The following is a 26,606-nucleotide window of genomic DNA, read 5'->3' on the forward strand; positions in this document are numbered from 1 at the left end:
GATTGGAAGATGCTAATTTTATTGCATTGCAGGGTAGAAAATGAATATGTATGATAACAGACAAAACGAAAATGATGATATGTTTTTATCCGATGATTCAGACTATTGCCGGGAAAACAGCGGGGATTACTATTCGTCCGACAATGATGAGCCGGACAGAATGGTGGCCTATCGAAGGATTAACGAGGATAGGGATGAACCAAGTTTAAGGCCTCTCGTATGGTCTGATTATTACGGGCAGGATAAGGTGAAAGCAAATTTGCAGGTTTTTATTCAGGCAGCTTTAGAACGGAATGAAGCGCTTGATCATGTGTTGCTTTATGGCCCGCCCGGGCTTGGCAAAACCACTTTGGCCGGGATCATAGCCGGAGAAATGAAAAGTAATCTGCGAATTACAAGTGGCCCGGCCATTGAAAAAGCGGGGGATCTTGCGGCAATATTGACTAATCTGCAACCACGGGACGTGCTTTTTATTGATGAAATTCATCGGCTCAATCACAGTGTTGAAGAGATTCTATATCCAGCTATGGAGGACCGTGTGCTTGATCTTATGATTGGCAAGGGGCCGTCAGCTCGTTCAGTGCGGCTTGATTTGGCTCCTTTTACTCTTGTTGGAGCAACAACCAAGGCGGGAAACCTGTCTGCGCCTTTGCGTGATCGATTCGGCGTCATCAATCGGCTGGAGCTGTACGATGTCAAAGATTTGGCGGCAATCCTCAAACGTGACGCCGAGATAATGCACATTGGGATTACCGAAGAAGCAGTAACTTGCCTTGCGGAACGTTCGCGGGGGACTCCGCGCATAGCTATCAGACTGCTGCGTCGTTTGCGCGATTTTGCTCAGGTGGCTTCGACTTCTACCGTTACGCGGACTATAGCAGAAAATGGTTTGAAAGCCTTGTGTATAGATGAGCTCGGTTTGGATGAGACTGATCGCAACATACTTATTAAAATTATTGACTTTTATCATGGCGGTCCGGTAGGTTTGGATACAATTGCCGCGATTACTGGCGAAGATCGTAATACGATAGAAGATATGTATGAACCTTATTTGATGCAATTGGGCTTTTTGTCCAAAACGCCGCGAGGAAGGGTGCTTACTCCCGCTGCTTTTAAGCATGTTAACCGACCTGTTCCTGATAACTATCAAGGATCATAAGGTACTCGAAGTGAGTTGAAATGAGTTGAAGGAAATTGAAGGAAACAAGGATGCTGAGAAAAAATGATTGATACTGACTTTTTTTATGAACCACACGCGGTAGTTGAGCGTGGAGCACCGGTATTCGTTCAAGACGGAAGTGTTTTGCCGAAAAAAATATTCTTTCACTGCTGCTGCGCTCCATGTACAGAATGGCCATTATACTATTTACGCGTGCACGGTATTGAACCGCAAGGCTATTTTTATAATCCTAATATTCATCCGACACTGGAATGGGAGCGGCGTCTGGGTGGGCTGAACGAACTAAACGTTAAGCATAAATTCAAGTTCCTTACTGCCGGTGATTCCGAAGAAGAGAGGTGGCGGTCTTTTGTAAAACGAGACAAGGCCGGTCATTGCCGGATTTGCTATGCCGTGCGCCTGTATCAAACCGCTGCCAAAGCAGCTGAGCTTGGCTATGAAGGCTTTTCCACGTCCTTATTGGTCAGTCCTTACCAGAACCGACCTTTAATCTTACAGCTGGGCAAGCTCGCGGCGAAAAAATTCAACCTTAGATTTTACGGGTTTGATTTCCGACCGGGCTACCACTATGGACAGGATATGGCGAAACGAGATGGCTTGTATAGACAGAAGTTTTGCGGTTGCATATTTTCGCTGGCGGAAAGTGATTACTCTGCTAAAATCGCCGCTGAAATAGCCTATCCCTTGGAAAACCTGCCTTTCCCACGCCCTGGCTATCAACATTAATCGCAGCCTTTCTTATCAACAACAGTCATGCTAGCTGAGCATAGAATCCTGTTCCTCAGGGGCCTTGGGAACAACATACAATGTATTGTATTCACGATAAATCACGCGACCAGGCTTGCTGCCCTTGGGTTTGCTGACATGTGAAATCGGGCAATAGTCAACGGCAACTTTTTCCAGATTCATTAGGCTCCCCAATTGCGTACGGTCAGAATTTTTAATGCTGAACCAAGCACATATTGCGGCTGCTTCAGCAACGGTAGCCTGATTAACTTCACCTGATTTTTCGCTAGTACGCAATATCACATGTGCGCCGGGTGCATCTTTTCGATGAAACCACAAATCGTCTTTAGCTGCCGATTTTAAGGTGAGTCGGTCATTTTGCAAATTGTTCCGCCCGACCCAAAGTGTCAAATTGTCAATTCGGTAGCTCAATGGAAGAGAATGGGGAAGGCTGGACTGGCAATTCAACTTTTTCTTTGCCACATTGATGCTTTTTTTCTTCTTCAAAGATTTTTTGCCTGGCTTGCCGGGATGCAACAAAGGATCGTGTTTCGATGAAGCGTTCGCTTTGTCCTTGTTTGATTTATTTCTATCGTTAAACATCTTCGACAGGTGCATTTCTTCTTCGACTGCATTAAGATCATTCGCATCGACAGCTGTGCTTGCAGCCGAAATAACCGAAGAAACATAGGCCAGATCAGCTTCGCAGCTTTGCAGACGAGCTGTAGCCATCTCAAACTTATGCTTATTTTTATTGTATTTTCTAAAATAAGCTTGAGCATTTTTAGCGGCACTTAGATTTACTGCCAAAGGAATTTTCACACGTTCCTGATTTTCTGAAAAATAATTCGTTGCTATTAGTGTGTCGGATCCTTCTGTGTAATTATATAAATTTGCAAAAATAAGATCGCCATAAAGTTTATGCTTTTCATAGCCGGAAGCATCCCGCAAATCGTTTTGCAGTATTTTATGGATTTTATTCAATGCTTTCAATTTGGCCTCGGCCTTATCCATTAGGAGCTGTTGATAACGGTTAAAATTGCTTTGCCGTTCAATGGCTCTGAAAACTTCCTGCCCAGCTGTAATTAAACTGGTTGCTGAAGAGGCACTGAGGCTTGGTAAGTTAAAATGGCAACAGTGCAAATCAAATTTATCATTTGCCAGATCATGATATATGGTCGGTGCGTAGACACCATTTTGTAAATCCAGAAAAAATTCAGCCAACTTAGCTGCCGCTGCTACGCTAAGTTCGTACAACTTATGCTGACTATCCATACTGACCGAGTCAGCCAAGCCTTTGGCCATAAAAGGTGAAATTCCCTGAGCTTGCGCTAGTAAAAAGTCAGGCAGTTTCATTTCTAAGTGATCTTTCGGCAAGGTTTTTAAGGAAGTGGGATAATTCTGCCAAAACTTTTGTATTTGGGTCAATGATAGCTTGATCTGTGCCGGTGGGGGAGAATAAGGATGGGCAGGTAAAATTTCCCGTTTACGCGATACCGAACTGTCAATATAGCGCAAAGCGTTCATTATTATATTATTTTCGTTGACAAAAATAATGTTGCTGTGCCTACCCATAAGTTCAAACATCAACATTCGGTTTTGCGTATCACCCAACTCGTTTACTTGCTGCACTTGCATACGAATCTGCCTTTCAAGGCCAGGGGTCTCAAAGCTTATAATGCGCGCTCCGACTAAATGTTTACGTAAAAACATACAAAAACCGTAAGCCTGTTTAGGATTTATCGGATCATAATCGATCAGATTAAAATATGGTGCAGCTGGATTGGCATTCAGCATAAGTCTAAAGTTGGTATTATGATTACGAACAAGCAAAACTACAGCATAACTTTCCGGTTGCAGTACCTTGTCTATACGGCCGCCCTCAATTAGTTTAGCGATTTCCGCGGTTAAAAAAGTTACAGTGTATCCATCTAACGGCATTTTTACCTCTTTCCTTTAATAAAACAGCCTAAATTTCCGGTTTTTGAAAGTGTTTTCTTTGCGCAGCCTACAGGTTTATGCTAACATAATAGAGTAAATTTTTGTAGGAAGGAAGCTCATTATTACGGCTATAACCAATAAAAAAAAGAAAACCGTTTCTGGAAGAGGTAAATACGGTAAACGTCAAATTACGGCCGATCGTGAGCAGGCTTTGGAGGATATTGTAAGACGCGCTTCGGCATATATTATTACCGGACCCATGCGCAAAGTTCTGTTGGTGTCAGGCAGCATTATCCTGCTGCTGATTATTGACATATTGCTTACCGGCAATAATTTGAAATCATTCCTGATAATTTGGGGACTTGAGGTTGTTGTGGCGGTAATCGTTCTTTGGACAATAACATTTATCAAGCGTCGGGAGAATGATTTGATATTGCCGGAAGATAAGTCTGACGATTCTACGACCACTGTGCATTCGCTTAACGATAAATTACCATGACGGTTTATTTGGAGCAAAGATGTTGCTTGAAAGACTTGTCTTAAGTAAATTATATCATACCGAACCGACAAAGATCCCTTTTATGTCGGCGGTTTTCAGTAGTGCGCATCAACGCGGCAGCAAAGCAGCGGCTGTGCGGTTGTCCGACAATTCAGTTTTGCCTTATGTGATAAATTCCTGGCCAGGAGCAGCGGACTGTGCTTTCATAAGCTTAGGGCCGCTGCTGACCGAAGACAAATGGGGAGAATACACGGCTTGGAATAAGCAGGCCCTGCGGTTGATTTTAGAAGATTTGTGTCGTAATTCTTCCTATAATTTATACCTTCTTTCAATTAAAGCTTCAGAAACTAAACTGCTTAATGATCTTGTCGATCTTGGTTTTGCTTGCTCAACGCTTGGTGATTATTTTGATACCGAAGGAAATTCGCTTTATCGAATTTTGACTTTGCGACGATCCGATTATCGGCAACTTAAATGGTACATCGTCGGCGACTTTGGTCCGGGATTTGTAGCAGTATTCGGCTCAGCCATATGGGTTGAAAAAGTTGAGTTTTTGCAATTCAGTCAGCTTTCGGTCGATCCTTGGCTTACTCAAACAGGTTATAGGTTGGGTATAGTTGACGAAGACTGCAAGGTGATATCAAGGCGTCGGTTTAATTCAGATGTCAAGCAGCACTTGTTTGAAGCCCAAGGCGATATCAATTTACCTGCACTAAGAGATGCGGCCGAACAAATTTATGCTTATTTGCATGATGAATTGCGTGAGTTTGACGTAAAAATAAATCCGGACGCAGGAACGGCATTCCAACAGATAATTTGGCGTTTGCTTCAAAAAGTTTCTTACGGGCACACTACAACTTATACTGAATTAGCTGAAGCTTATTTGGCTGAAAATAATTACAGTAATCCTAGAAGAGACGGAAAAATGGTTACTGCCCGCAATCTTACGCGGGCCATAGGAGCCGCCTGCGCCGCCAATCCTTTGCCGATCCTGATTCCTTGCCATCGCGTTCTTGGCGTTAAAGGCAAGCTAGTCGGCTACAAGGATGGAATTAACATCAAAGCATACTTATTAGATAAAGAACTGTTAGGAGTCAAAGATGAGCCTAAGCAATGAATCTATTAATAAAGTTTCAATCGGACCCGGTACCCTGCTGGGCCCTTTGCCATCGGTATTGGTAAGCTGCGGCAGCTTGGAAAAGCCCAACCTGATAACAATAGGCTGGACGGGAATAATCAATTCCGAGCCACCTATGCTGAGTATTTCATTGAGGCCATCCAGATATTCTTATGAACTGATAGTTTCTGACGGTAAATTTATTGTTAATCTGGTAACAGCTTCAATGACTAGAGCTTTGGACTTTTGTGGGGTTAAGTCCGGCCGTAACTTAGATAAATTTGCTGCGACAGGCTTAACTCCGGAAAAGCTTTTGCCTGATTTTCCACCTGCTGTGGCCGAGTCTCCAGTGGCGTTGATTTGTGAAGTTAAGGAAAAAATTACGCTAGGCAGCCACGATTGCTTTATTGCCTATATCAAAGATGTATTTGTCAGGCCGCAACTTTTGGATAAGAACGGAGCGTTGTGCTTATACACCACCGATTTGGTAAATTATCTTCATGGTAATTATTACGCCCACAGCGAATGGATAGGCTTTTTCGGCTACAGCGTTGCCCAATCGAAAATATCGGTTGCGCGGAGTAAAAAAATCATGCACTTGATTTCCGCCACAACGAGAGAGGGTAGGGAAAAATTTTCATCTGAAAGAAAGCAAGGGTACCGGCATGACCGCAGCAAGAAAAAAGCCTCGCGCCGAACTAAAAACTGACGTTTTGCCTATGAGTTGTTGCTACGTTTAGTTAATTTTTACGGCCGGTTAATGGATCAAAATCGGCCCTTCCATACGCCATTTGCATCATTTCTAGTACACAGGTTTCGTATTCAGCGTAGGGAAGGCTACGACCATAGGCCATGAGCTTAAAAGGAACTGCTCCGTGCCCAGGATTGATTTCCGGTTGCCAGTATTCGTATTTTTGCACAATGAAACCCAATCGTTTGTAAAAGTTTATGCGACGCAGTGCCAACTCTGATTGAGGCAATTCAACTTCTAAAAGGCACGGCTTTTCAGAACTTCGTCTTTGGAAATAGTCTCGCATAAATTTGCTGCCAATACCTTGGTTGTGAAAGTCAGGATGTACCGCCAAATATTCCCAAAATTCACAGTAAGGCAGATCCCAGCGGCAAGTAAGCAAAACTGGCTTGCTTTTATATAACAGTAAGTCGGCTATGAAATATTTGCTTTGAATTGCAGCGGCTATTTTGGGCCGTGGATGAAGCTCATGTGGCGGGAAATTAAGTTTGAGCATGTTGTACACTACATCAAGGTCATCTATCCCGGCAGTTTTGCAAGTAAGTTCGTTCAGATTCATACGTAACTCCGATGAAATATGTATATTGAGAGTCTATAAGATTTTGTGCATTACCGCAAGCAAAATTGACTTATGTACCTAATTAAACTTTTCCTATTGCCTGATTGAAAGAAAAGTATTGAAAAAATTTTCCGGGGCTATTGACAAATTAGTTTATACGTAATATAATTTATCTCGTGCCCGCGGAAAGCGTTAGCGATATGGTGGGATTAGCTTAGTTGGTTAAAGCGCCAGATTGTGACTCTGGAGACCGTGGGTTCGAGTCCCATATCTCACCCCATTATTGGGATGTAGCCAAGTGGTAAGGCACGGGACTTTGACTCCCGCATGCGCAGGTTCGAGCCCTGCCATCCCAGCCACATGATCTGCTAGCTCAGTTGGTAGAGCACCTGACTTTTAATCAGGGGGTCCGGAGTTCGAACCTCCGGCAGATCACCAAGCACTGAACCGAAAGGTTCGGTGCTTTTTTTATGCTTAATTTCTAATAATCGTACGATTTAACTTGGGTTCAGAAATAAGGAAAATTTTGTGAATGCGTTACCAGATTGATTTATGGATGGTAAACTTTTCCCCAAATGCGCTCTTAAATGGTATAATATCCGGAAAGCAAATATTCAACTTGGAGGCTAAGAATTATGACCAATCTACCTTTGCGTTCAGAAGTTCCCGTAAACGACAAATGGGACCTTACATTGTTGTACTCGGATGAAAATGCCTACCGCCAAGATATTGACGCTTTGACCGTTTTAATCAAAAAATTTTTGAGCACCCGGCCTGAATGGACGGACTATCACAATATTATTCATAATATCCCAGAATATGAAAATATATTGTCGAAGATGTATAAAATTTCCTCATATGCTCAACTTAATTTGTCGACTGATTATACAGATGAAAAACTACAGAATTTAGCTGGTGAATGTAATCTGCTCATGGATCATGCTTATACTGAGCTTGCTGCATTTGATGCATCAATAAATAATTTGAGTGTCGACGATTTGCAAGCCTGCATTAAGGAAGACGGCAAACGAGCATTTTTCTGGCGAAAAGTCTTGGAAAACAAGTCTCACACCTTGGAGCCGGCGGTGGAAAAAGCTCTGACAGCTTTGCAGCCGGCGTTGGATTTCCCGTACAATTTATATTCGCTGGTCAAGCAGACAGACCTTAATTTCCACTGCTTTACCACAGGCGGCCAAAAACTGCCGCTGGACTTCGTTACTTTTGAGAATAAATATCAATATGATCCTGATACGGAGCGTCGGCGTGCCGCATTTGCTGCTTTTAGCGAAGATTTACGCCAAGTTGGTAACACTTTTGCTTCCGCCTACAATGCAAGGGTGCAAAACGAAAAAATCATTGCCGATTTGCGCCATTACAATTCCATTTTCGACTATTTGTTGCAGAAACAGCAAGTGACTGCTGAAATGTATCATCGCCAAATCGATATTATTATGCGCGATTTAGCACCGATAATGCGTAGATATGCCAAACTTCTCAAACGTGTACATGGCTGGGACAAAATCACTTATGCCGATTTACATGTGCCGCTGGATCCAAGCTTTACGCCCTCAGTAACTCGCGAGGAAGCTAATAAGTATGTTGAATCAGCCTTAAAAATAATGGGTGAAGATTACAGTAAAGTTGTGCACAAGGCATTGACGGAACGTTGGGTGGACTTTGCTTGCAATCGAGGCAAATCTACTGGTGGTTTCTGCGCTACTCCGATTAACTGCAACTCGTTTATTTTGTTATCATGGAACAAGCAGCTAAGTGATGTTTTCACCTTAGCTCATGAATTGGGCCATGCCTTACATTTTCATTATGTCAATGAGAATCAGACTTATTTAGGTTTTGAACCGTCTGCATATCTCATTGAAGCACCTTCAACCTGCAACGAAGTCTTGTTCAGTTTCAGTCTTTTAAGCGAAAGTAATAATTTGCGATTCCGTCGTTGGGTTCTTTCGACTATGCTCAGCAACACATATTATCATAACTTCGTAACTCACTTGTTGGAGGCGGCCTTTCAGCGTAAAGTGTATTTGGCGGTTGATCGGGGCGAAAATTTAGGCTTTAATGCTTTGTGTCAGCTGATGAAAGATACACTGACCGAATTTTGGGGAGATACGGTGGAACTAACTCCGGGAGCGGAACTGACTTGGATGCGCCAACCGCATTACTACATGGGGCTTTATTCGTATACTTACAGCGCCGGGCTCACCTTAGGTACGATTATCGCCAAACGCATCTATACAGAAGGGAAAGCTGCCGTAGATGACTGGAAGACCATGCTCAAGGCGGGGGGGACATTGCCGCCGCTTGAATTGGCCAGGTTGGCAAAAGTGGATTTGTCCACTGCTCAACCGCTGGAGGAAGTTATCAATTATTTGTCTGATATAGTTGACGAACTGGAAAGTTTGACGGCGGAAATGGAATAAGTACTTTAAACGAGCATGTTTCGAGATGTGTCGTGGTTTTGTACCGAATTATTATTTAGAAAAATTTAGAAAATTTAGGAGACTGTTATGAAAGTTATTTTATTGAGTGACGTAAAAAATCTCGGCAAAGCGGATGCGATAGTTGAAGTGTCTGACGGCTATGCACGCAACTGCTTATTCAAACAAAAGTTGGCAATTGAAGCTACTTCCGCCAATATCAATTCGTATAAAATTAAGAAACAGGCCAAGCTTGCGGCAGAAAAACGTGAATTAGCCGCGGCTGAAGAAGACGGGAAAAAGTTGGCCGGTAAGACTTTCAAACTGGCGATGAAAGCAGGTGAGGGCGGCAAGCTGTACGGAGCACTGACGGCCCAGGAGGTAGCCACTTTATTGCAAAAATCCGGCTATGAAATAGATAAGAAAAACATAACCATCAACAGTGTGTTAAAGAATGTCGGCCGAACCACGGCTACGGTAAAATTGCACAGTCAGGTTAAAGTAGACATCAATATTGAGGTTGAGGCACTCTAATATGGCTGACAATAATACCGGCAAAAGCAGTTCAAGCTTGCGCGGACAGGTTTTGCCCAATAATGTCGAAGCGGAAAAATCAGTTTTGGGTTGTGCATTAGCCAACGAAAAGAATTTGAATACGATTGCCGCCAATCTGCAAGATACGGATTTCTATGAGCCACGGCATCAATTTATTTTTCGCGCTATGCTTAATTTGATGTCTCATGGCCGTCCGATTGATATCCTGACCGTATACAACGCTTTAGACGGTGACAAGTTGGCCGATAAAGTTGGCGGAATGCCTTATATTTCCGAGCTTTTAAATCAGCCTCCATTAATAAAGAACATCGATGAATACGTATCTATAGTCAAGGAAAAGTCTGCCCTGCGCCGCTTAGCCGTGAATATGAGTGAAATTATCGATCTTTGTTTGGAACAGAAAGAAAACTCGGAACTCGTGATTAATCGGGCGGCCGAGAAAATTTTTCAGATGCGTGATAGCAATGAGACTAGCGGTCTGGAGATTCTTAAATCTGTTTTAAGTCGCAAAATCGAAGATATGATGGAAAACAGGCACGGTAGCCGCTCGGTTCCGACCGGTTTTGCGTCATTAGACAGAATTACTAACGGCTTAACCAATGGTACAATGACTATCTTAGCCGCCCGACCGGGTGTAGGTAAATCATCTTTTGCGCTGAATATCGCTACCAATATAGCGGTTAATCAGCAAGGTACTGTAGCCGTATTCAGCCTGGAAATGTCCAAAGAAGAGCTGGCGACTAGAATTTTGGCCTCATTCGCAGGTATCAATTCGATGTCTTTGCAACGCAACAATATCTCATCCGGAGAAATGGCCAAGATAAGTGCGGCTGTAGTCAAACTTATGGATGCAAAATTATTCATTGATGACCGTGTTAATTGCACGCCTATGGAGATTTTGGCTAAATGTCGTCAGCTAAAACAAGAACACAGCTTAAGTTTAGTGATTGTAGATTATTTACAGTTGATGAGTTTAGGATCTGGGCGACGCAACGATAGTCGTCAGCAGGAAGTATCGGAAATTTCCCGGTCAATGAAGCTTATAGCTAAAGAACTGGATGTTCCTGTATTAGCTCTTTCTCAGTTAAGCAGAAGCAGCGAGCAGCGCAAAGATGAGGGCGGTGCACCTAAGCTGTCCGATTTACGTGAGTCCGGTTCTTTGGAACAGGATGCCGATATTGTTATGTTCATAGTGCGTAAGAATTCTCGTCCTGAGGAACAGCAAGAACAAGAAGCGGTGGAATTACATATCGCCAAAAACCGTGCGGGTGGTTTATGTAATATCAACCTCGGTTGGATACCGCGTTTCACGCGTTTTTATGATATTGAAACTGCCACTATGCAACCCCCACCGGAGGCAGTAGTGAGTCAGGACTTACCTATGCCGCCAGGTAGTAACGAGGAGCTTTACCCATTTGAATAGTATGAACAAAAATTTAGTGCTTTCACCTTTGGCCTATTCGCTATATAAGCGGGGCTTGGCGGAAAATTGGTGGGCTTTAATGGATAACTTGGTCGTCGCTTGCAGCGGTGGAGCGGATTCGTTGGCACTGTTATATGTTTTGCACGAAATAAGCACTGTCGTTAAATTTAAGCTTGAAGTTATTCATTTTAATCATGGGCTTCGGCTTGAGGCTGCGGAAGAAGCGGCTGCCGTGGAAACAATTGCCCGTAGCTTGCAGCTTCCTTTTACCCTCGGGGTATGGGACAGAGGCAATTGTGCCACGCCATCCAACTCCGTCGGTTCCAACGATTTTTTTGACGGTATTAGTGAAAACGCATCTAGGCAAGCGCGTTACGCTTTTTTTAAGCACTATTTGGCTGAAAATTGTGCATCTGAGCGCAGCTACATAGCCTTGGCTCACCATTTAGATGACCAAGCCGAGACCGTTTTTTTTCGACTGATGCGAGGCTGCGGCATTAACGGTTTGCAGGGAATGCGTAACTTCAGCGGACGATATTTTCGACCATTTCTTCAAACCCCTCAGGCTAAGCTTAAATCATATTTGATAAGTCACAATATAGCTTGGTCCGAAGACGCTTCAAACTCAGATGAAAAATTTACCAGAAATTATTTAAGGCATAGTTTATTGCCTCTTTTATCCGATAAGTTCGGTAAAAATACCAAAGTTCATCTAGCCAACATTGCAGCCGCCGCCGCTGAAGCGGAGGATTTCCTTGAAGACTCAGCGCAGTCATATCTGCCGAATTACGGAGAACCACTTGATTGTCATTTGCTGAAGGACAAGGCACCGGCACTTATAAAAACAGTTATCCGTCTTTTTTATGTAAAAAACCATCCTACCGGCTTGGATATCAATTATGCTCAATTGACTAAACTGGCCGACTTCATTTTACAGGGCGAAAACAACCGTAGGATTGACTTGGCAGGTTCATGTTATATGGTTATCCATAACGGCATGGCCTATTTAAAAAAATCTATGACTGAGCTGGCTGATCCCCATATAATAAATGCTCCTGCCACTGTAAACGAGGCAGCGAGCGCGGAAAATCTTTTTTGGCCGACTGATAAAATTGCAAACAATTCTAATTCTATTCATAATTTGATGATTAAGTCGGTTGAGAAGAACTGCCATATCATTTATAATGACAGAATATGGATCATACATGATTGCTCACCCCAAGAATTGGAATTGCGCAATCGTCGACCGGGAGACTGGCAAAGATGCGGCAACGGTCACAAAAGAAGTTTAAAAAAAATATTTAATGAGTGTAAAATACCGCCGGATAAACGCTCAGTGTTGTGCTTGTTGGCACGGGGAAATGAGATCGTTTGGCCGAATTTTACCAAGGAGTGCAAAAATGGCAAGAGTTGTTACGGAAAAAACTTTCATCACAAAAGCTGAGATTGCCGCAATGGTTAAACGACTCGGCAAGCAGATTACGGAAGATTATCGAGGCGAGAAAATTTTATTGATTTGTGCGTTGAAAGGCGCATTTATGTTTATGGCCGATTTGGTCCGCGAAATTGATCTACCGTTAAGAGTTGATTTTATGGCCATTTCAAGTTACGGAAATGGCACGGAAAGCAGCGGAGTGGTTAAAATACTCAAGGATTGCGATGTGAATATTACAGGTTGCCATGTTATAATCGTCGAAGATATTGTTGATTCCGGTTTAACTATGAAAAAACTTATGGAAATGCTTTCGACTCGCAATCCTGCCAGCCTTGAATTATGCGCAGCCTTCAATAAACCGGCTCGACGTAAAACTGATGTAAATCCTAAATACATAGGAATGAATGTTGCGGATGAATTTATTGTCGGCTATGGACTTGACTTTGAAGATTATTACCGCAATATACCGGAAGTATGTATTTTGCAGGAAGAGGAGAACTGATTAATGAAACGTAAACCGCTCCTAAGTGGGATCTCATTTTACATTATAGTTATTGCCGTTATTTTACTTGTTTCAACTTATCTTAACAGCGGTTCATTGAGTCAAAATAAGGTTTATTATTCTGAAATATTGAATCAATTACAGTCAAACAATGTGGATGAAGTAGAAATAACCGGTAATACCGTTGAGCTTACTTTAAAAAAGCCAATCGATAAAAATTCACAGAATTTAAAGGTTAAGAAAACAATTTCACCGTTTTGGATGGGAGAATTGCTTTCCGACTTAAAAAAAGCTGCGGCAGACCATAAACTGAAGTTTGATTATTCTGAGCCGATAAATTTCGGCGGTTGGATAAATGGGATAATGTTGCTGGTTATGTTTGGCGCAATGGGGCTGTTCTTCTATTTTGCCTATGTTAAACAATCTGGTGATAGTAAAAATGCGATGACTTTCGGGCGCAGCCGGGCCAAGCGCTTTGATCCTACGCAAAACAAAATAACTTTTGACGATGTTGCCGGAGTAGAAGAAGAAAAGCATGAGCTGCAGGAAGTTGTCGACTTTTTAAAAAATCCCAAAAAGTATTCAGAATTGGGCGCGAGAATACCTCGTGGTATTTTGCTGGTCGGCCCGCCGGGAACTGGTAAAACCCTTTTGGCTAAAGCTGTAGCAGGTGAGGCCGGAGTTCCATTTTTCAGCATCAGCGGTTCGGATTTTGTAGAAATGTTTGTAGGTGTGGGTGCCTCCCGCGTGCGTGACTTATTTGCAGAGGTAAAGAAGCATTCACCGGCAATTATTTTTATTGATGAAATTGATGCGGTAGGTAGGCATCGCGGGGCTGGTATGGGTGGTGGCCATGATGAGCGTGAGCAAACACTTAATCAGTTGCTTGTCGAGATGGATGGTTTCGGTCCCAATGAGGATGCCATCATCATGGCGGCAACCAACCGACCGGATATTTTGGATCCAGCCTTATTGAGGCCAGGCCGCTTTGACCGTCAAGTAACTGTTATGCGTCCGGATTTACTCGGGCGAGAAGCCATTTTAAAAGTTCACAGCAAATCGAAGCCATTAGACCCATCTATTGATTTAAAAGAAGTTGCTCGGATCACTCCTGGGTTTACCGGGGCAGATTTGGCCAATTTGTTAAACGAAGCAGCTTTACTATGTGCAAGACGTAATGCCAAAATAATTACGTATAATGATATTTCTGAAGCTGTTTTCAAGGTAATGATAGGACCGGAGAAGAAAAGTCATTTGATGAATGATCATGATAAAACACTTACTTCTTATCATGAAGCCGGTCATGCCATAATTCTCCGCACTGTCTCAACCACAGACCGGGTAGAGCGCGTTTCGATTATTCCAGCCGGTGGAGCTGGCGGTTATACTGCGCATAAACCATATGAAGATCACTACTATAACACGCAAAAAATGTTGTTGGCAGAGATAATGGTTGCGTTGGGGGGACGGGCAGCAGAAGAAATTTTGTATGGAGAAGTCAGTACCGGAGCATCCAGTGATTTACAGCACTGTAATTCGATCGCTCGTGATATGATTTGCAAATACGGCATGAGCGAAAAACTGCCTAACTTGGTTTTCGGCAGCAATGACAATGAGGTTTTCTTGGGACGAGATTACGGTCACGTCAAGAATTATTCAAGTGAAATCGCCGGAATTATTGATGAAGAAGTCAGATGCATAATTACTAAAGCTTATACTGATGTGTTGGCAATATTACGTGCCAAGTGGAAAGCTTTGGATGCACTGGCAAAGGTCTTGATCAATAAGGAAAAAATAGAAGGTGGCGAATTTGAGGAAATATACTTGCTAAATACAACCGAAGCTGATCGTGCCGGCGATGCCGATAACCCTGCGGTAGCTAAATTTTCTGCCGGTATTCAAGCCAAGTTAAATAAAGTTAAGATAGATGAATCAGAGAAATCAGAGAAAATGGAGAATACGGATGAGAGCACAGCCGAGTCGCGGGAGAATTCTGCTCCGGGGTCAGATAAATCTGACGTCTGACGCAATCTGAGTTTAGAGCCTCTATTCGTAGTCTAAATTGCAAGTAAATCATATCTAATAGATATAAGGACATAGGATAAATAATAGATACAGGCCGCTATTTTCATAGCGGCCTGTATCATAGAAACTTACCACGATTTCATCTGACATCTAAAATTTAGCTTTTATGTCGTCAGTATTTTCTCTCACTAGTCGAGGGGCAAAAGACCGAATTTCTTCCGGCCCCAAGAAGAGAATAATATCGTTCGCTTGAACAATTTCGCTAAGCCTTGCTTTTATATCCGCAAATGATCTGTAGAAGCTAGCATTGCCTCCGGCGGCATTCAAGGCATCAGCTAATAATTTTGAGCTCATGCCTTCAGTACTTTTTTCGCGATCGCTGTATATTTCATAGAGTAGAACTTCTCGTACAGGCAATAAGGCTTTGATATATTCGTCGAAGAGAATTTTCACCCTATTGTAAGTAAGCGGCTGATAAACCACCCAAATGTTGTTATGGGGCAGGTGAGCTGCTGCTGCCAAAGTAGCTTTCGTTGCGGTAGGATGGTGTGCATAATCGGCAACAACCAATGCACCCTTAAATTTCCCCTTAATAGAGAAACGCCCTTCGGCTCCAGTAAATTCTCTAAAGGCTTTCACATAGACCTCATCAGAAATATTTTCGAGATCAGCCAACGCTATTGCGGCCAAGGCATTGGCTATATTATGCTTACCTGGTACATTTAAAGCTATATTCAGAGCTTTGCGTCCGTTCGGTCGGATAACTTTGAACTCTGGGCAGCCGTTGGGTTGATAATTTACATCTACAGCAACGTAATCTGCTGCATGTAAAGTGTCGGTAGTCGTTTGGATATTTTCTTTCTCATCAAGAACCGCAAAGGTGATAATATGCAGAGGCTTGTTTAATTTAGCAGCAAGTTTAGTTCGAAAAAGTGGCATGTATTTGCCGGCTGCTGCGCACACCAAAAAGCCGTCGGGATCAATTTTATTTACAAAATCGACAAAAGAATCAACTAGAGTTGGTACATCGTGAAAAAAGTCCAAATGATCGGCATCAATGTTCAATACAGCCGCCGCTTTGGAGCGCATGTGCAAAAAGCTGTTGGCATATTCGCAAGCTTCGGAGACAAGTAACTCGGACTGGGGTTCATAATGCACCGTATTTCCACCAAACATAGGCAACTCGGCACCTATATGGACGTTAGGCTTTTTATCTGCCATCATGAAAATTGTCGTCAGCATTGCCGTTGTCGTTGTTTTGCCATGAGTCCCGGCAATGTTATAAACGTTTTTATATTTGTATGTAAGCTTGCCTAGATACTCCCCGCGGTCAAGTACAGGAATTCCTAAAGTTTCGGCTGTTACGACTTCAGGATTATCCGGTGGAACAGCAGCGGTACGAACTACAGTAGTCGGATGAAGATTAACGATATTTTCTGGGACTTGACGGCTAAATACAGTTATTCCCATATTCCGCAAAGAATCAAGTCGGGGGGAATTGTGATTATCTGAACCTGCAACCGTATGGCCAGCTTTAGCGGCAAGTTCAGCCAAGCCGTACATGCTTATTCCACCGATGCCGACGAAATATAAATCCACTTGCTTTTTCTCCGGCCTCTCGGCACTATTTTTATCCATTTTGTCCATTTCTTTCCTCAACCCATTCCTGGAATTTTTTGGGTTCACCTTTAAGTTTAAGCAATGATTTTATCTGTGAAGTTTGATCAAGCAATGCAGCTATCGAGACATCATGGTTAAGCGCATCGATAATTAAAGCGACAAACTCCGTCATATCCACGCTGACCAGCCAAGGGCGACTTGCGAGTTCTGGGGTTATATAGCTTAAATTAGTTATGATAACCTTGTTGAATACACCGTCAGCGTATGCCTGATCTAAAGCATCAAGGCCGTGAGCGAAAATACCGAAGGTGCTGACCATATATATATTGCGTGCATCTTGCTCTTTGAGCTGGCGGGCGGTTTCAATAAAGGAATTACCGGTTTCCATCATGTCGGAAACCATGAGAATGTCACGGCCGGCAACATTTTCTCCCATATAATTATGACTCATAACCGGATTACGGCCATCGACCAAATGTGAGTAATCTCTTTGGCGAAAGAAAGTGCCTAAAGGTACTTCTAAGACGGAAGCGTAGTACATGGCGCGTTTCATACCGTTTTCATCTGGGCTGATTACCATTAGCCGATGTTCGCCGTCAAAAGAAACATCTGGGCAGTTCGTTAAGAAACCAGCAATTAGCTGATAAGTTGATGGAATGATTTCAATACCCTTGCATGGTACGGAATTTTCTACTCGCGGCTCGTGTGGATCAAAGGTAAGTATGCTGGCGACGCCAAGATCGAACAGCTCCTGGAGCATAAAAGCACAATCGAGGGATTCACGGCTGTTACGAATGTCTTGCCGACTTTCATACAAATAAGGCATGATGACGTTAATGCGTCTGGCCCGTCCACAGGTCGCTAAAATAATTCTTTTCAGATCTTGGTAGTAGTCGTCTGGGCCTAAAGGAACTTCATGGCCGAACAGCTTATAAGTAACTGAATAGTTGGTTATGTCACACAGAATATATAAGTCATGACCGCGAACCGTGCTTTTAATAACGCCCTTTGCTTCGCCCGAAGAAAACCGCACGGTTTGAGCCGGTATACGATAGTCTTGCCGGATCAGCCCATATTCATTGTGTGCCGCCAAAGCATTACCGGTAATATATTGCTGTCTTCTAGCAACCAAATTGGCATTTACTTTGTCTGTAAACTCCACGGATCCGCTCAGCGGAATCAGCCCGACCGGGGCCAAAGCTTGCATGTAGTTGGCTCCGCTGCGCCGATAACAAGAATAGTTATTATCTATAATAAAATCGCTCATCTTAAACTCCTTTTCTTATGATCGGCCTGACTAAACCCGTTGATTAAGCAGTTTTCTTATCTTAATTGTTGGATCAATAAGCCTTGATAGAGAGGCATCATGGTTGATCGCGTCAATCAGCAAGGCAACAAATTTGGCCAGATTTACTTCTTCAAACCATGCCCGGCTCAACAACTCCGGAGAACGATAAATAAGGTTGGTGCAGAAAATTTTGTCAATAACACCATCGCTGTAAGCCTTGTCAAAGCTGGCCAGACCTGAAGCAAAAAGACCGAAAGTTGCTGCGCAATATATCTTGCGTGCTTTACGTTTTTTCAACTCATATGCTATATCCAGCATCGAATCGCCAGAAGAAATCATGTCGTCAATTACCAGAACATCCATATCTTCGACATTATCGCCTAAGAATTCATGATTTAATATAGGATTACGACCGTTGACAACTCTTGTATAGTCTCTGCGTTTATAAAACATACCCAGAGGTGCGCCAAGCATGGATGCCAAATACATGGCCCGAGAAATTCCGCCTTCATCAGGGGATATAATCATCAGTCTATTATTTACCGGTCCTAATTCTGGGATGGTTTTACGCAAACATTTAATCAGCTGATAGGAAGTTGGCAAACTCTCAAAGCTGTTAAGCGGAATAGCATTGGAAACCCGTGGATCATGGGCGTCAAAAGTTATCACGTTGGCAACGCCTAGCCCGGCCAATTCCTGTAACATAAAGGCACAGTCCAAAGATTCTCGGTTACTGCGTTTGTGCTGGCGACCTTCATAAAGGAAAGGCATTATAACGTTAATACGTCTGGCTTTACCAGAGATTGCCAAAATTAATCGCTTCAAATCCTGATAATGTTCGTCAGGCGACATTAATTTGTCATGGCCGAACAATTTGTAGGTGCAGGCGTAATTGAGCACATCAACCAAAATAAATAAATCGTGCCCACGCACGGTATCGGAAAGTATTACTTTCCCTTCGCCATTACCGAAACGAATGCAATCAGCATTCAGGCAATAGTCTTCACGCAGAAAACCGGGTTTAGTGCGTGCTAGGGAAGGATTGCGAATATCATAGTCGAGACGACGGCGGTAAAGATGTTCATTGACTGACTGAGCAAAATTCCTCATGCTCGGAAGAGGAAGCAATCCTACTGGACCGACCGGTTCCATATCATTGTCACCATATTGATCATATATGTAGTAATTGCGGTTATTAAGAGGTTTATGGTTATCTACTTGATTAGACATTTTCATACTCCTTATAACTGAAATGCAAAGCATACCAAATTTATAATAACTCAATTAAAAGTAGAATGATAGAGTTTGCGGGCTCATTTGCCATTGCCACTAAAAATATGCGATAATCAATTGAAAGATAAGACAATTTGTCAATACTAATTGTTGATTCGGCAAATTAAAAATTTGGAGAACTCATATATTTTATGCAAACAGAAGATAATAAAGTCCGAAGCATAAACGAACGCACCGCTGTTCTGGAACCAGCAATAAAGTTTAGTCGAACTATTTATACCGCTGTTGCTGCCAAGGCGTCCGCTGCTCCGCAAGACGGTTTACCAGAAGTCGTTATGGCAGGTCGATCCAACGCTGGCAAGTCAAGTCTAATCAATGCGTTAGCCAACAACGGTAAGCTGGCTAGAGTCAGTTCCAATCCTGGCAAGACGCAATTGGTTGTTTATTTTAACGTTGATCAAAAATTTTATCTTACCGACCTTCCAGGCTACGGATATGCACGAATTTCCCTCGAAAAACGCAGCAAATTGTCAAGCTTGGCCAATTCATATTTTATTGATGGCAGGCCGATTAAGTTGGTTTTACTTTTAATAGATATCCGTCATTTACCTTCTGAACAGGATAGGCAAATGTGTAATTTTCTTAATGAAACTGAAATGCCATATGTTTTAGTTTTGAATAAAGCTGATAAGCTAAGTCGAGCACAGGCCGGCCAAAACAGACAAAAAATTTTGAAAGCTTTGTCTGCTGAAAACATTCCGAATTTTATTGTTTCAACTGTAAATAAAGCTGGTATAGATGAGCTGAAAAATTTTATAACAGAGCATATTGTAGCTTTAGGCTGAAATTCAGGAAATTTGTAGCTTATAAGACTTCATCGTCAATGTAAACTTGTTTTCAAAGTCGATTACAGTGAGGTGGGTTGTGAGCATAATTTCCGCACTAATTAATATGCAACGTCGGTTACCGCTTACTGCCGTTGTTGCGGCTCAGTCAGGTTTCATATACGCTTATTATACTTGGGTTAATTCGCCCTCCGATGTTTCCTCCAAGACCGGAAAAATTTTTTCTGCCACTGGAGTTGGCTTGATCGTTATATGGCTTGCGGTTGGTGTATTCATCCTATGGCTATACGAACATCATAGCGGCAAAGGCAATTTTTTCGAACCTTGTGATGACAGTAAAACTGTCGGGGTGAAAGAAGCAGGAAAAGCAGCAGAAAACTTAGGAAATGAATTGGTTTCTCCGCTTATCCGTGAATTATATGCTGCAAATGATTTTCATCCTCAGCGCAAACTGATTATCCGAATATCTCGTGGCATCTATCTTATTTTTCTGTTAGTAATGGGATTACGTATGTTATATACGACATATCCCGGCAGCGATTTAATTAATCCGACCGAGCTTTATCGAGAGCGCGAATTCTTTGAGCCGGATCATCCGGCTTCGGCACCAGTATGGAAGCCGTATATGAAGATCATCGGAAGCGGTACGATAGTAAAAGCCCATTTAAAGCCTCCCTTATCAGCCGAACAGCGTATGGCTGAAGTAAAGTCCAATGCAGATATATCTTGGCAAAAATTACGCTCCGGTAAGGAATGGGAATTGGAAATATGTGTTAGCGCCATAAATTTCGATGGAAAAACAATCAATTTCCCGCATACCTCTAAACTTTTGCACCTTAAATACAAGCCATCCCAGAACGCAGAAAAACTGTCCGCCGGAAGCATATTGCCTGGAGATTCAGTCAACTTTACCGGAACGGCAAACGTGCCTAAGTCAGTTCGTATACCAGGTGGGTTTAATGATTATTTGTATGCTTTGGGAAATGGGTGGTGGCTGAACGGTAATATAAAAAAGTTGAGTTTTTCTGCGCCGCCTAAACTGACTCTAAGTTTAGCGGTTGAACGATTTTGGGAGAAGCAGCGTCGTAAAGTTAAATCTAAAATAAGCTCTTACCTTGGCCGTGAAGCATACGGAATACTTGCTGCCATGGGTTGGGGAGAGCAGATTCAGCTGAGCCGGAAGGTAAAAGATCAGTTTAAACACTTGGGTTTATTGCATATATTGGTAGTTTCAGGTGCCCACCTACTTATAATTAGCGCCGTTTTGGAAAAATTGTTGCGCCATTTACCGTTGCGATTCCGTTATCGCCAAATTATTTTGTTGGCGGGGTTAATATCTTACGCTTCCTTATGTGGCTGGCATCCAGCTGTCGCGCGTGCTTTTTTTAGTCGATCAGTTGAAACGGCAGGAAGATTGTTAGGCTACAAAATCAACAAACTTAATTCGCTATGCGGAGCTTGTGTGCTGTATTTGCTTTGGCAACCGTTTCGTTTGTTCAATGCAGGATTTTTGATGTCTGTGGGCATTACGGCTGCTATTAACTTAATTATTCACCCACTGTTTTTATGCGGAACCGGACATGAGGACGTTAAAATCGCCCTGGCGGATAAAAAATACTTTCGTTGGCGACAAAAGTTAGTCGCTAATTTAAAGTTGTATGTACTATGCCACATTGTTACCGTCCCTTTGCATATTTTGCTTGGAACGTCGGTAAGCCTTTTCAGCCCGCTATGTGAACTTATACTGGCAAGTTTTACCGGAACGATTATGCTTGGCGGCTTAGGCGTTTTCACAGCAGTAATCATCGGCGGCGGTAATCTTATTTATCCTTCATTGTTTTGCGTAAAAACTTTGTTGAATTTCTTACTATATTTGCTAAATATGCCTGTGTTCAGCAATAAGTTCGATATCGATTACGGTAACTTTCCGCTTTGGACAGGTTATTTAATTTTGCTATCCTGCTTAATTTATTTTTTACGACCTACATTCAATTTTAGGCTTAACAGAAGTTACTATATCCGTTCCTACGCCTTAATCGGTCTTGTTTTTACTGCGAATTTTTTTATTTCAACTTATTTTCAGCCTGATTTGACCATATATTTTTTGGATGTCGGGCAGGGGGACGGAATTCTGTTACAAACGCCTAAGCAAAGCATTGCCATAGACTCCGGACGACCGGAAGGGGGGAAAGACATGGTTAAGATTTTACAGGCATTAGGTATCAGAAAATTGGACGCGTTTATATTGACACACGAACATGCAGATCATTTTGGCGGTGCACTGGAACTTTTGAAACGAAATAAAATTAAACACGTTTATTTGCCGGGAAGGCCAAATCCACAAATAACCAGCAAAAACCGTTCCTCCAATTGGCCGCAATTCGTTTCAGCCGTGCAAAAAAGCCACGTGCCATCAACAGTTATCAGCCGCGGAGACTGCTTAACGATTAATCCGCAGATAAAGATCAAAGTTCTATTTCCGCCTGAATTGCGCATGTACGCTGATGAAAATAACAACAGTCTGGTTTGTTTGCTTGAAGTTTGCGGTAAAAAAATATATTTAACCGGAGATGCTGAAGAACCGGTGGAAAAGGACTTGCAACACATTTGGCAACCGGCTTGGGGACTAAAAGTAGGGCATCACGGTGGTAAAAATGCCAGCAAAGCCTTTTTTTTACATCGCTTAAGGCCTCGACACGCTTTCATATCTGTCGGGCGAAACAACTATGGCCATCCAGCACCGCGTGTAATCGAAGATTTACATAAAGAAGGCTGTTATGTTTGGCGTACAGATGTTATGGGAACGGTTGTAATAAAATTCCGGAAGGGTAAGTCAGAGATTTTTTCTTATCTTATGTCGAGCAAAATTTATGAATAATATTATATGGCGGAAACTTTTACGCGGCTATCATCACCTGATACCGGATTCAGGCCACTAGCACCTGATGCCGGACTTCAGACCATTAGCATAAAATGTTATAATACCCGTCAAGAACCACTTTCATATCTAAGTAGTGAGGTAGCATGGCCAAAGTAAAAACAAGCAATGAATATGACTATAGAAAACTAATTGTCGATTTGAGGCGAGGTGAGGGGAAGTCTCTATATCTTTTGGCCGGAGAAGAGACTTATTTGATCCGCAGTCTGCTCAAAGAATTACAGAAAACTTTCATTTCACCCGGGGCCGAAGACTTAGACGTTTTTAAATATGACAGTCAGTCTTCCGAAAACAAGTTGAGCCCTAAGGTTCTGATTGAACAGATTAAAACACCGGCTTTTATCTCGGCAAGACGCTTATTTATTTTGCGCCGTACGGGTTGGTTCAACGGTAGCGTCCCTTTTGCCGAACAACTTATAGATATGTTTAAGTCACTGGATGACACTGTATGTCTCGTATTTTGGGAAGAAAAAGTTGATAACCGTCAAAAGAAATTGCTTGACGCGGTGCGCAAATATGGTATTTACGGCGTTTTGAACCGCCAAACTGTTCAAGAACTTAGCCGTTGGCTGAGCGGTTTTTTTGCCAAATATAAACTAAACATCAGCCGTGCCGCGGCCGAAAAACTTATTTCGGTTGCACAGTCTGATATGTTTACACTGATGAATGAAGTTAACAAAATTACCCTTTATTGCCAGGCCACGGCGCAAACTGAAGTTAGTGAAGCATTGCTAGACCTTGTTTCGCCGCCCGACTTGGCTGGTAACATATTTCAGCTTAACGACACATTATTAAGCGGCCGGAGCGATCGCGCGATAAACCTATTGCACAAGTTGCTTGTTCAGCCTCAGCCTCCTTTACTGATTTTATTCATGCTGGCTCGCCACATAAAACAGCTGATAATTGTAAAAAGCATAACCAATCGCGAAGAAGCCGCCGCCGCCTTGCATATACCCGGATTCGCTCTGGATAAATTATATCGGCAAAGTTCAGCATATTCGCTTGAAAAGCTGGTCAAAATTTACAACAACTGTTATTTAAGCGATCGAGCCATCAAGAACGGTGATTTAGACGAAGTTTTAGCACTTGAATTATTGATAACATCTTTCATTCCAAAATGGGTTTAATTAAGTTAACATTGAACAACAATTTTGTGATTCCTGTCACTGCATAAACATTTTTAATAACTTAAAGTAAAAGCATAGAAGGTGATTGACGATACCGCACAATATTTTATAGAAAGAGGTAGCCCCTATGAATAACAAAGCTTGGGAAGGTTTCAAATCGGGTAATTGGTCCAAAACAATCGATGTACGCGATTTTATTCAAAAAAATTACACTCCTTATGAGGGAGATGAAAGTTTCTTAGTTGCTCCTACCGCTGACACGACATCTCTTTGGAATCAAGTAAGCGATATGATTCAAGAAGAGATCCGTACGCATATGATCAAAGTTGATTTAGACCGTTTCAGCGGAATCAATAACTTTGCACCAGGTTATATTGATCGTGACAAAGAATTGATCGTAGGTTTACAAACCGATGCTCCTATGAAACGTATAATGAATCCTTATGGCGGCTTCCGTATGGTTCGTGATGCTTTGAAAGCCTACGATCTTCATATGAAACCGGAATTGGACAGATATTTCAACGAATATCGCAAAACCCATAACCAAGGTGTATTCGACGCATATACGCAAGATATGCGTAACGCCCGCACTGTCGGTTTACTTACCGGTTTACCCGATGCCTACGGCAGAGGCCGTATTATAGGTGATTATCGTCGTGTTGCCTTGTACGGTATTGATTACCTTAAAGCTGAACGTCAAAAGGATCTGCAGAACCTTGTAGGTGACGCAACCGAAGAGATGATCCGCTCACGCGAAGAACTTTCCGAGCAAATTAGGGCTTTTGATGCTATAAAAGAGATGGCGGCAAGCTATGGTTTCGATATCGGACGTCCGGCCGAAACTGCACAGGAAGCCATTCAATGGCTGTATTTCGGCTACTTAGCCGCAGTAAAAGAAAACAACGGTGCTGCGATGTCCCTCGGCCGCAATACAAGCTTTATTGACTGTTACATCCAACGCGACTTGCAAAGAGGGCTTATCGATGAGTCTTACGCTCAAGCTTTGGTCGATCAGTTCATCATTAAGCTTCGTCTTGTTCGTCACCTGCGTACGCCTGAGTATGACGAGTTGTTTGCTGGTGATCCGACTTGGGTAACCGAATCAATCGGTGGTATGGGCGAAGACGGGCGCACTTTGGTTACTAAAACAGCTTTCCGTTTCTTGCACAGCCTGATTAACATTAACACTTCACCGGAGCCCAATATGACTGTTCTTTGGTCCGAGTCATTGCCGACCCCGTTCAAAGATTTCTGCTCGGCTATGAGTATTAAAACCGGTGCCGTTCAATATGAAAATGATGACGTGATGCGCCCAATTTACGGTGACGACTATGCGATCGCCTGCTGCGTATCGGCCATGACTGTAGGTAAGCAAATGCAATTCTTCGGAGCTCGCGCTAACTTGGCTAAATCTTTGCTATATGCCATCAATGGCGGTGTAGACGAAGTTAAAGGCGATAAGAAGACTGGTGCGCCTTTGACTGTTATTGCCGGCATACCTAAGATGGATGACGAAATCCTTGACTTTGATAAAGTTTGGGCTAATTACAAATTGGTCATGGATAAACTGGCACGCCTTTATGTAAATACTATGAACACAATTCATTACATGCACGATAAGTATGCATATGAAGCGGGGCAAATGGCTTTGCACGACGCCCACATCCATCGTTTCATGGCTTTCGGAATTGCCGGTTTGTCAATTGCTGCCGACTCACTTTCCGCAATCAAATATGCCAAAGTTAAGCCTATTCGCAATGAGAACGGTTTAGCGGTCGATTTTGAAACTATCGGCGACTTCCCGAAATACGGTAATGATGATGACAGAGTTGACTCAATAGCGGTTGAAATTACCAAATACTTCTCTCAAGCTTTGAAACGCACACCTACTTATCGTAATGCCGAGCACACGTTGTCGTTACTGACAATTACTTCAAACGTTGTTTACGGCAAGAAAACCGGTACAACGCCTGACGGACGCAAACGCGGTGAACCGTTCGCTCCTGGTGCCAATCCGATGCACGGCCGCGACAGTTCTGGCGCCTTAGCCTCATTGAATTCCGTAGCTAAAATTCCTTACAATTGTGTATGCCAAGACGGCGTGTCCAATACTTTCTCTATAGTTCCAGACAGCCTCGGCAAGAACATGGATGAACGTGTAGACAACCTTACCGGAATAATGGATGGCTACTTCAAACAAAATGCCTTCCACCTCAATGTAAACGTTATGGATCGGGCTTTACTGGAAGATGCCATGAAAAATCCGGAAAAATATCCGAATCTGACTATTCGTGTTTCCGGTTACGCAGTACGTTTCACGCAGTTGGACCGTGAGCATCAGGAAGAAGTTATTCGCCGTACTTTCCACGATTCAATTTGATTTATACGAGGCAAAAATTTATGATATGAT

The 26,606-nt window shown here is 42.7% G+C and carries 20 protein-coding genes and 3 tRNA genes; 18 read left to right on the plus strand and 5 right to left on the minus strand.

The genetic code is table 11. The features are described from left to right. Window positions 1-160: 160 nt before the first annotated feature. Together ruvB and HMPREF0868_RS03840 are read left to right on the plus strand one after the other, a co-directional pair. On the plus strand, window positions 161-1,159 hold the full coding sequence (gene ruvB / locus HMPREF0868_RS03835; protein WP_034574390.1) for a Holliday junction branch migration DNA helicase RuvB: 999 nt from the start codon (window positions 161-163) through the stop codon (window positions 1,157-1,159). A 63-nt stretch (window positions 1,160-1,222) separates the two neighbouring features. Further along, complete coding sequence (locus HMPREF0868_RS03840) at window positions 1,223-1,906, plus strand: epoxyqueuosine reductase QueH (protein ID WP_012993390.1); 684 nt, start codon at window positions 1,223-1,225, stop codon at window positions 1,904-1,906. A gap of 30 nt (window positions 1,907-1,936) precedes the next feature. On the opposite strand, the gene HMPREF0868_RS03845 is transcribed toward HMPREF0868_RS03840, so the two are convergent. Beyond that, entirely contained in the window at window positions 1,937-3,847 is a 1,911-nt protein-coding gene (locus tag HMPREF0868_RS03845) for an Rqc2 family fibronectin-binding protein (RefSeq protein WP_012993391.1), read from the minus strand. Between the two features lie 211 nt (window positions 3,848-4,058). On the opposite strand from HMPREF0868_RS03845, the gene HMPREF0868_RS03850 reads away from it, so the two are divergent. Genes HMPREF0868_RS03850 through HMPREF0868_RS03860 form a run of 3 tightly spaced genes read left to right on the plus strand, consistent with a single transcriptional unit; the run spans window position 4,059 to window position 6,172 of the window. Then, window positions 4,059-4,346, plus strand: coding sequence for a hypothetical protein (locus HMPREF0868_RS03850; protein ID WP_041705679.1), 288 nt, complete (start codon window positions 4,059-4,061; stop codon window positions 4,344-4,346). A 19-nt stretch (window positions 4,347-4,365) separates the two neighbouring features. Then, complete coding sequence (locus HMPREF0868_RS07920) at window positions 4,366-5,463, plus strand: methylated-DNA--[protein]-cysteine S-methyltransferase (protein WP_012993393.1); 1,098 nt, start codon at window positions 4,366-4,368, stop codon at window positions 5,461-5,463. After that, window positions 5,447-6,172, plus strand: a complete 726-nt coding sequence (locus tag HMPREF0868_RS03860; protein WP_012993394.1) for a flavin reductase family protein — start codon at window positions 5,447-5,449, stop codon at window positions 6,170-6,172. The genes HMPREF0868_RS07920 and HMPREF0868_RS03860 overlap by 17 nt, the downstream gene beginning before the upstream one ends. A 31-nt stretch (window positions 6,173-6,203) precedes the next feature. Here HMPREF0868_RS03860 and HMPREF0868_RS07925 read toward each other — a convergent pair whose 3' ends face one another. Then, window positions 6,204-6,773, minus strand: coding sequence for a GNAT family N-acetyltransferase (locus HMPREF0868_RS07925; protein ID WP_012993395.1), 570 nt, complete (start codon window positions 6,771-6,773; stop codon window positions 6,204-6,206). 203 nt (window positions 6,774-6,976) lie between these two features. On the opposite strand from HMPREF0868_RS07925, the gene HMPREF0868_RS03870 reads away from it, so the two are divergent. From HMPREF0868_RS03870 to ftsH, 9 genes are all read left to right on the plus strand, one after another. Beyond that, a tRNA-His gene (locus HMPREF0868_RS03870) sits at window positions 6,977-7,053 on the plus strand. Window positions 7,054-7,057: 4 nt separating this feature from the next. After that, window positions 7,058-7,132: transfer RNA gene (locus HMPREF0868_RS03875), tRNA-Gln, on the plus strand. A gap of 3 nt (window positions 7,133-7,135) precedes the next feature. Beyond that, window positions 7,136-7,211, plus strand: a tRNA-Lys gene (locus tag HMPREF0868_RS03880). Between the two features lie 197 nt (window positions 7,212-7,408). Then, window positions 7,409-9,208, plus strand: coding sequence for an oligoendopeptidase F (gene pepF, locus HMPREF0868_RS03885; RefSeq protein ID WP_012993396.1), 1,800 nt, complete (start codon window positions 7,409-7,411; stop codon window positions 9,206-9,208). 87 nt (window positions 9,209-9,295) lie between these two features. Further along, on the plus strand, window positions 9,296-9,739 hold the full coding sequence (rplI, locus tag HMPREF0868_RS03890; RefSeq protein WP_012993397.1) for a 50S ribosomal protein L9: 444 nt from the start codon (window positions 9,296-9,298) through the stop codon (window positions 9,737-9,739). 1 nt (window position 9,740) lies between these two features. Beyond that, entirely contained in the window at window positions 9,741-11,183 is a 1,443-nt protein-coding gene (dnaB, locus tag HMPREF0868_RS03895) for a replicative DNA helicase (RefSeq protein WP_012993398.1), read from the plus strand. Window position 11,184: 1 nt separating this feature from the next. Further along, window positions 11,185-12,627, plus strand: a complete 1,443-nt coding sequence (gene tilS / locus HMPREF0868_RS03900; RefSeq protein ID WP_041705680.1) for a tRNA lysidine(34) synthetase TilS — start codon at window positions 11,185-11,187, stop codon at window positions 12,625-12,627. Next, on the plus strand, window positions 12,584-13,120 hold the full coding sequence (gene hpt, locus HMPREF0868_RS03905; RefSeq protein ID WP_012993400.1) for a hypoxanthine phosphoribosyltransferase: 537 nt from the start codon (window positions 12,584-12,586) through the stop codon (window positions 13,118-13,120). The genes tilS and hpt overlap by 44 nt, the downstream gene beginning before the upstream one ends. A 3-nt stretch (window positions 13,121-13,123) precedes the next feature. Further along, the gene (ftsH, locus tag HMPREF0868_RS03910) at window positions 13,124-15,145 is read left to right on the plus strand and encodes an ATP-dependent zinc metalloprotease FtsH (RefSeq protein ID WP_012993401.1); all 2,022 of its coding nucleotides are present in this window, start codon (window positions 13,124-13,126) and stop codon (window positions 15,143-15,145) included. Window positions 15,146-15,295: 150 nt separating this feature from the next. On the opposite strand, the gene murC is transcribed toward ftsH, so the two are convergent. The 3 genes from murC to HMPREF0868_RS03925 are packed head-to-tail and all read right to left on the minus strand — an operon-like array spanning window position 15,296 to window position 19,283. Then, window positions 15,296-16,792 carry a UDP-N-acetylmuramate--L-alanine ligase gene (gene murC / locus HMPREF0868_RS03915; RefSeq protein WP_012993402.1) on the minus strand — a complete coding sequence of 499 codons (1,497 nt, stop codon included), beginning with the start codon at window positions 16,790-16,792 and terminating at the stop codon, window positions 15,296-15,298. Beyond that, window positions 16,776-18,032, minus strand: coding sequence for a ribose-phosphate pyrophosphokinase (locus HMPREF0868_RS03920; RefSeq protein WP_012993403.1), 1,257 nt, complete (start codon window positions 18,030-18,032; stop codon window positions 16,776-16,778). The genes murC and HMPREF0868_RS03920 overlap by 17 nt, the downstream gene beginning before the upstream one ends. A 30-nt stretch (window positions 18,033-18,062) precedes the next feature. Continuing rightward, window positions 18,063-19,283, minus strand: a complete 1,221-nt coding sequence (locus tag HMPREF0868_RS03925) for a ribose-phosphate pyrophosphokinase (RefSeq protein ID WP_012993404.1) — start codon at window positions 19,281-19,283, stop codon at window positions 18,063-18,065. Window positions 19,284-19,477: 194 nt separating this feature from the next. Between HMPREF0868_RS03925 and yihA the strand changes: the two genes are divergently transcribed. From yihA to pflB, 4 genes are all read left to right on the plus strand, one after another. Then, window positions 19,478-20,131 carry a ribosome biogenesis GTP-binding protein YihA/YsxC gene (yihA, locus tag HMPREF0868_RS03930; RefSeq protein WP_012993405.1) on the plus strand — a complete coding sequence of 218 codons (654 nt, stop codon included), beginning with the start codon at window positions 19,478-19,480 and terminating at the stop codon, window positions 20,129-20,131. Window positions 20,132-20,210: 79 nt separating this feature from the next. After that, window positions 20,211-23,009: a DNA internalization-related competence protein ComEC/Rec2 gene (locus HMPREF0868_RS03935; RefSeq protein WP_012993406.1), complete on the plus strand. Its 2,799-nt coding sequence runs from the start codon at window positions 20,211-20,213 to the stop codon at window positions 23,007-23,009. Between the two features lie 146 nt (window positions 23,010-23,155). Further along, entirely contained in the window at window positions 23,156-24,196 is a 1,041-nt protein-coding gene (gene holA / locus HMPREF0868_RS03940) for a DNA polymerase III subunit delta (protein WP_012993407.1), read from the plus strand. A 127-nt stretch (window positions 24,197-24,323) separates the two neighbouring features. Then, window positions 24,324-26,576, plus strand: coding sequence for a formate C-acetyltransferase (gene pflB / locus HMPREF0868_RS03945; RefSeq protein ID WP_012993408.1), 2,253 nt, complete (start codon window positions 24,324-24,326; stop codon window positions 26,574-26,576). Window positions 26,577-26,606 lie beyond the last annotated feature (30 nt).

The sequence above is a fragment of the Mageeibacillus indolicus UPII9-5 genome (assembly GCF_000025225.2).
GTDB classification, from domain to species: domain Bacteria; phylum Bacillota; class Clostridia; order Saccharofermentanales; family Fastidiosipilaceae; genus Mageeibacillus; species Mageeibacillus indolicus.

Coding starts and splice junctions, on each gene's coding strand:
- ruvB (WP_034574390.1), top strand. CDS start 161: ATGGTGGCCTATCGAAGGATTAACGAGGATAGGGATGAACCAAGTTTA.
- HMPREF0868_RS03840 (WP_012993390.1), top strand. CDS start 1,223: ATGATTGATACTGACTTTTTTTATGAACCACACGCGGTAGTTGAGCGT.
- HMPREF0868_RS03845 (WP_012993391.1), bottom strand. CDS start 3,847: ATGCCGTTAGATGGATACACTGTAACTTTTTTAACCGCGGAAATCGCT.
- HMPREF0868_RS07920 (WP_012993393.1), top strand. CDS start 4,366: ATGTTGCTTGAAAGACTTGTCTTAAGTAAATTATATCATACCGAACCG.
- HMPREF0868_RS03860 (WP_012993394.1), top strand. CDS start 5,447: ATGAGCCTAAGCAATGAATCTATTAATAAAGTTTCAATCGGACCCGGT.
- HMPREF0868_RS07925 (WP_012993395.1), bottom strand. CDS start 6,773: ATGAATCTGAACGAACTTACTTGCAAAACTGCCGGGATAGATGACCTT.
- pepF (WP_012993396.1), top strand. CDS start 7,409: ATGACCAATCTACCTTTGCGTTCAGAAGTTCCCGTAAACGACAAATGG.
- rplI (WP_012993397.1), top strand. CDS start 9,296: ATGAAAGTTATTTTATTGAGTGACGTAAAAAATCTCGGCAAAGCGGAT.
- dnaB (WP_012993398.1), top strand. CDS start 9,741: ATGGCTGACAATAATACCGGCAAAAGCAGTTCAAGCTTGCGCGGACAG.
- tilS (WP_041705680.1), top strand. CDS start 11,185: ATGAACAAAAATTTAGTGCTTTCACCTTTGGCCTATTCGCTATATAAG.
- hpt (WP_012993400.1), top strand. CDS start 12,584: ATGGCAAGAGTTGTTACGGAAAAAACTTTCATCACAAAAGCTGAGATT.
- ftsH (WP_012993401.1), top strand. CDS start 13,124: ATGAAACGTAAACCGCTCCTAAGTGGGATCTCATTTTACATTATAGTT.
- murC (WP_012993402.1), bottom strand. CDS start 16,792: ATGGACAAAATGGATAAAAATAGTGCCGAGAGGCCGGAGAAAAAGCAA.
- HMPREF0868_RS03920 (WP_012993403.1), bottom strand. CDS start 18,032: ATGAGCGATTTTATTATAGATAATAACTATTCTTGTTATCGGCGCAGC.
- HMPREF0868_RS03925 (WP_012993404.1), bottom strand. CDS start 19,283: ATGTCTAATCAAGTAGATAACCATAAACCTCTTAATAACCGCAATTAC.
- yihA (WP_012993405.1), top strand. CDS start 19,478: ATGCAAACAGAAGATAATAAAGTCCGAAGCATAAACGAACGCACCGCT.
- holA (WP_012993407.1), top strand. CDS start 23,156: ATGGCCAAAGTAAAAACAAGCAATGAATATGACTATAGAAAACTAATT.
- pflB (WP_012993408.1), top strand. CDS start 24,324: ATGAATAACAAAGCTTGGGAAGGTTTCAAATCGGGTAATTGGTCCAAA.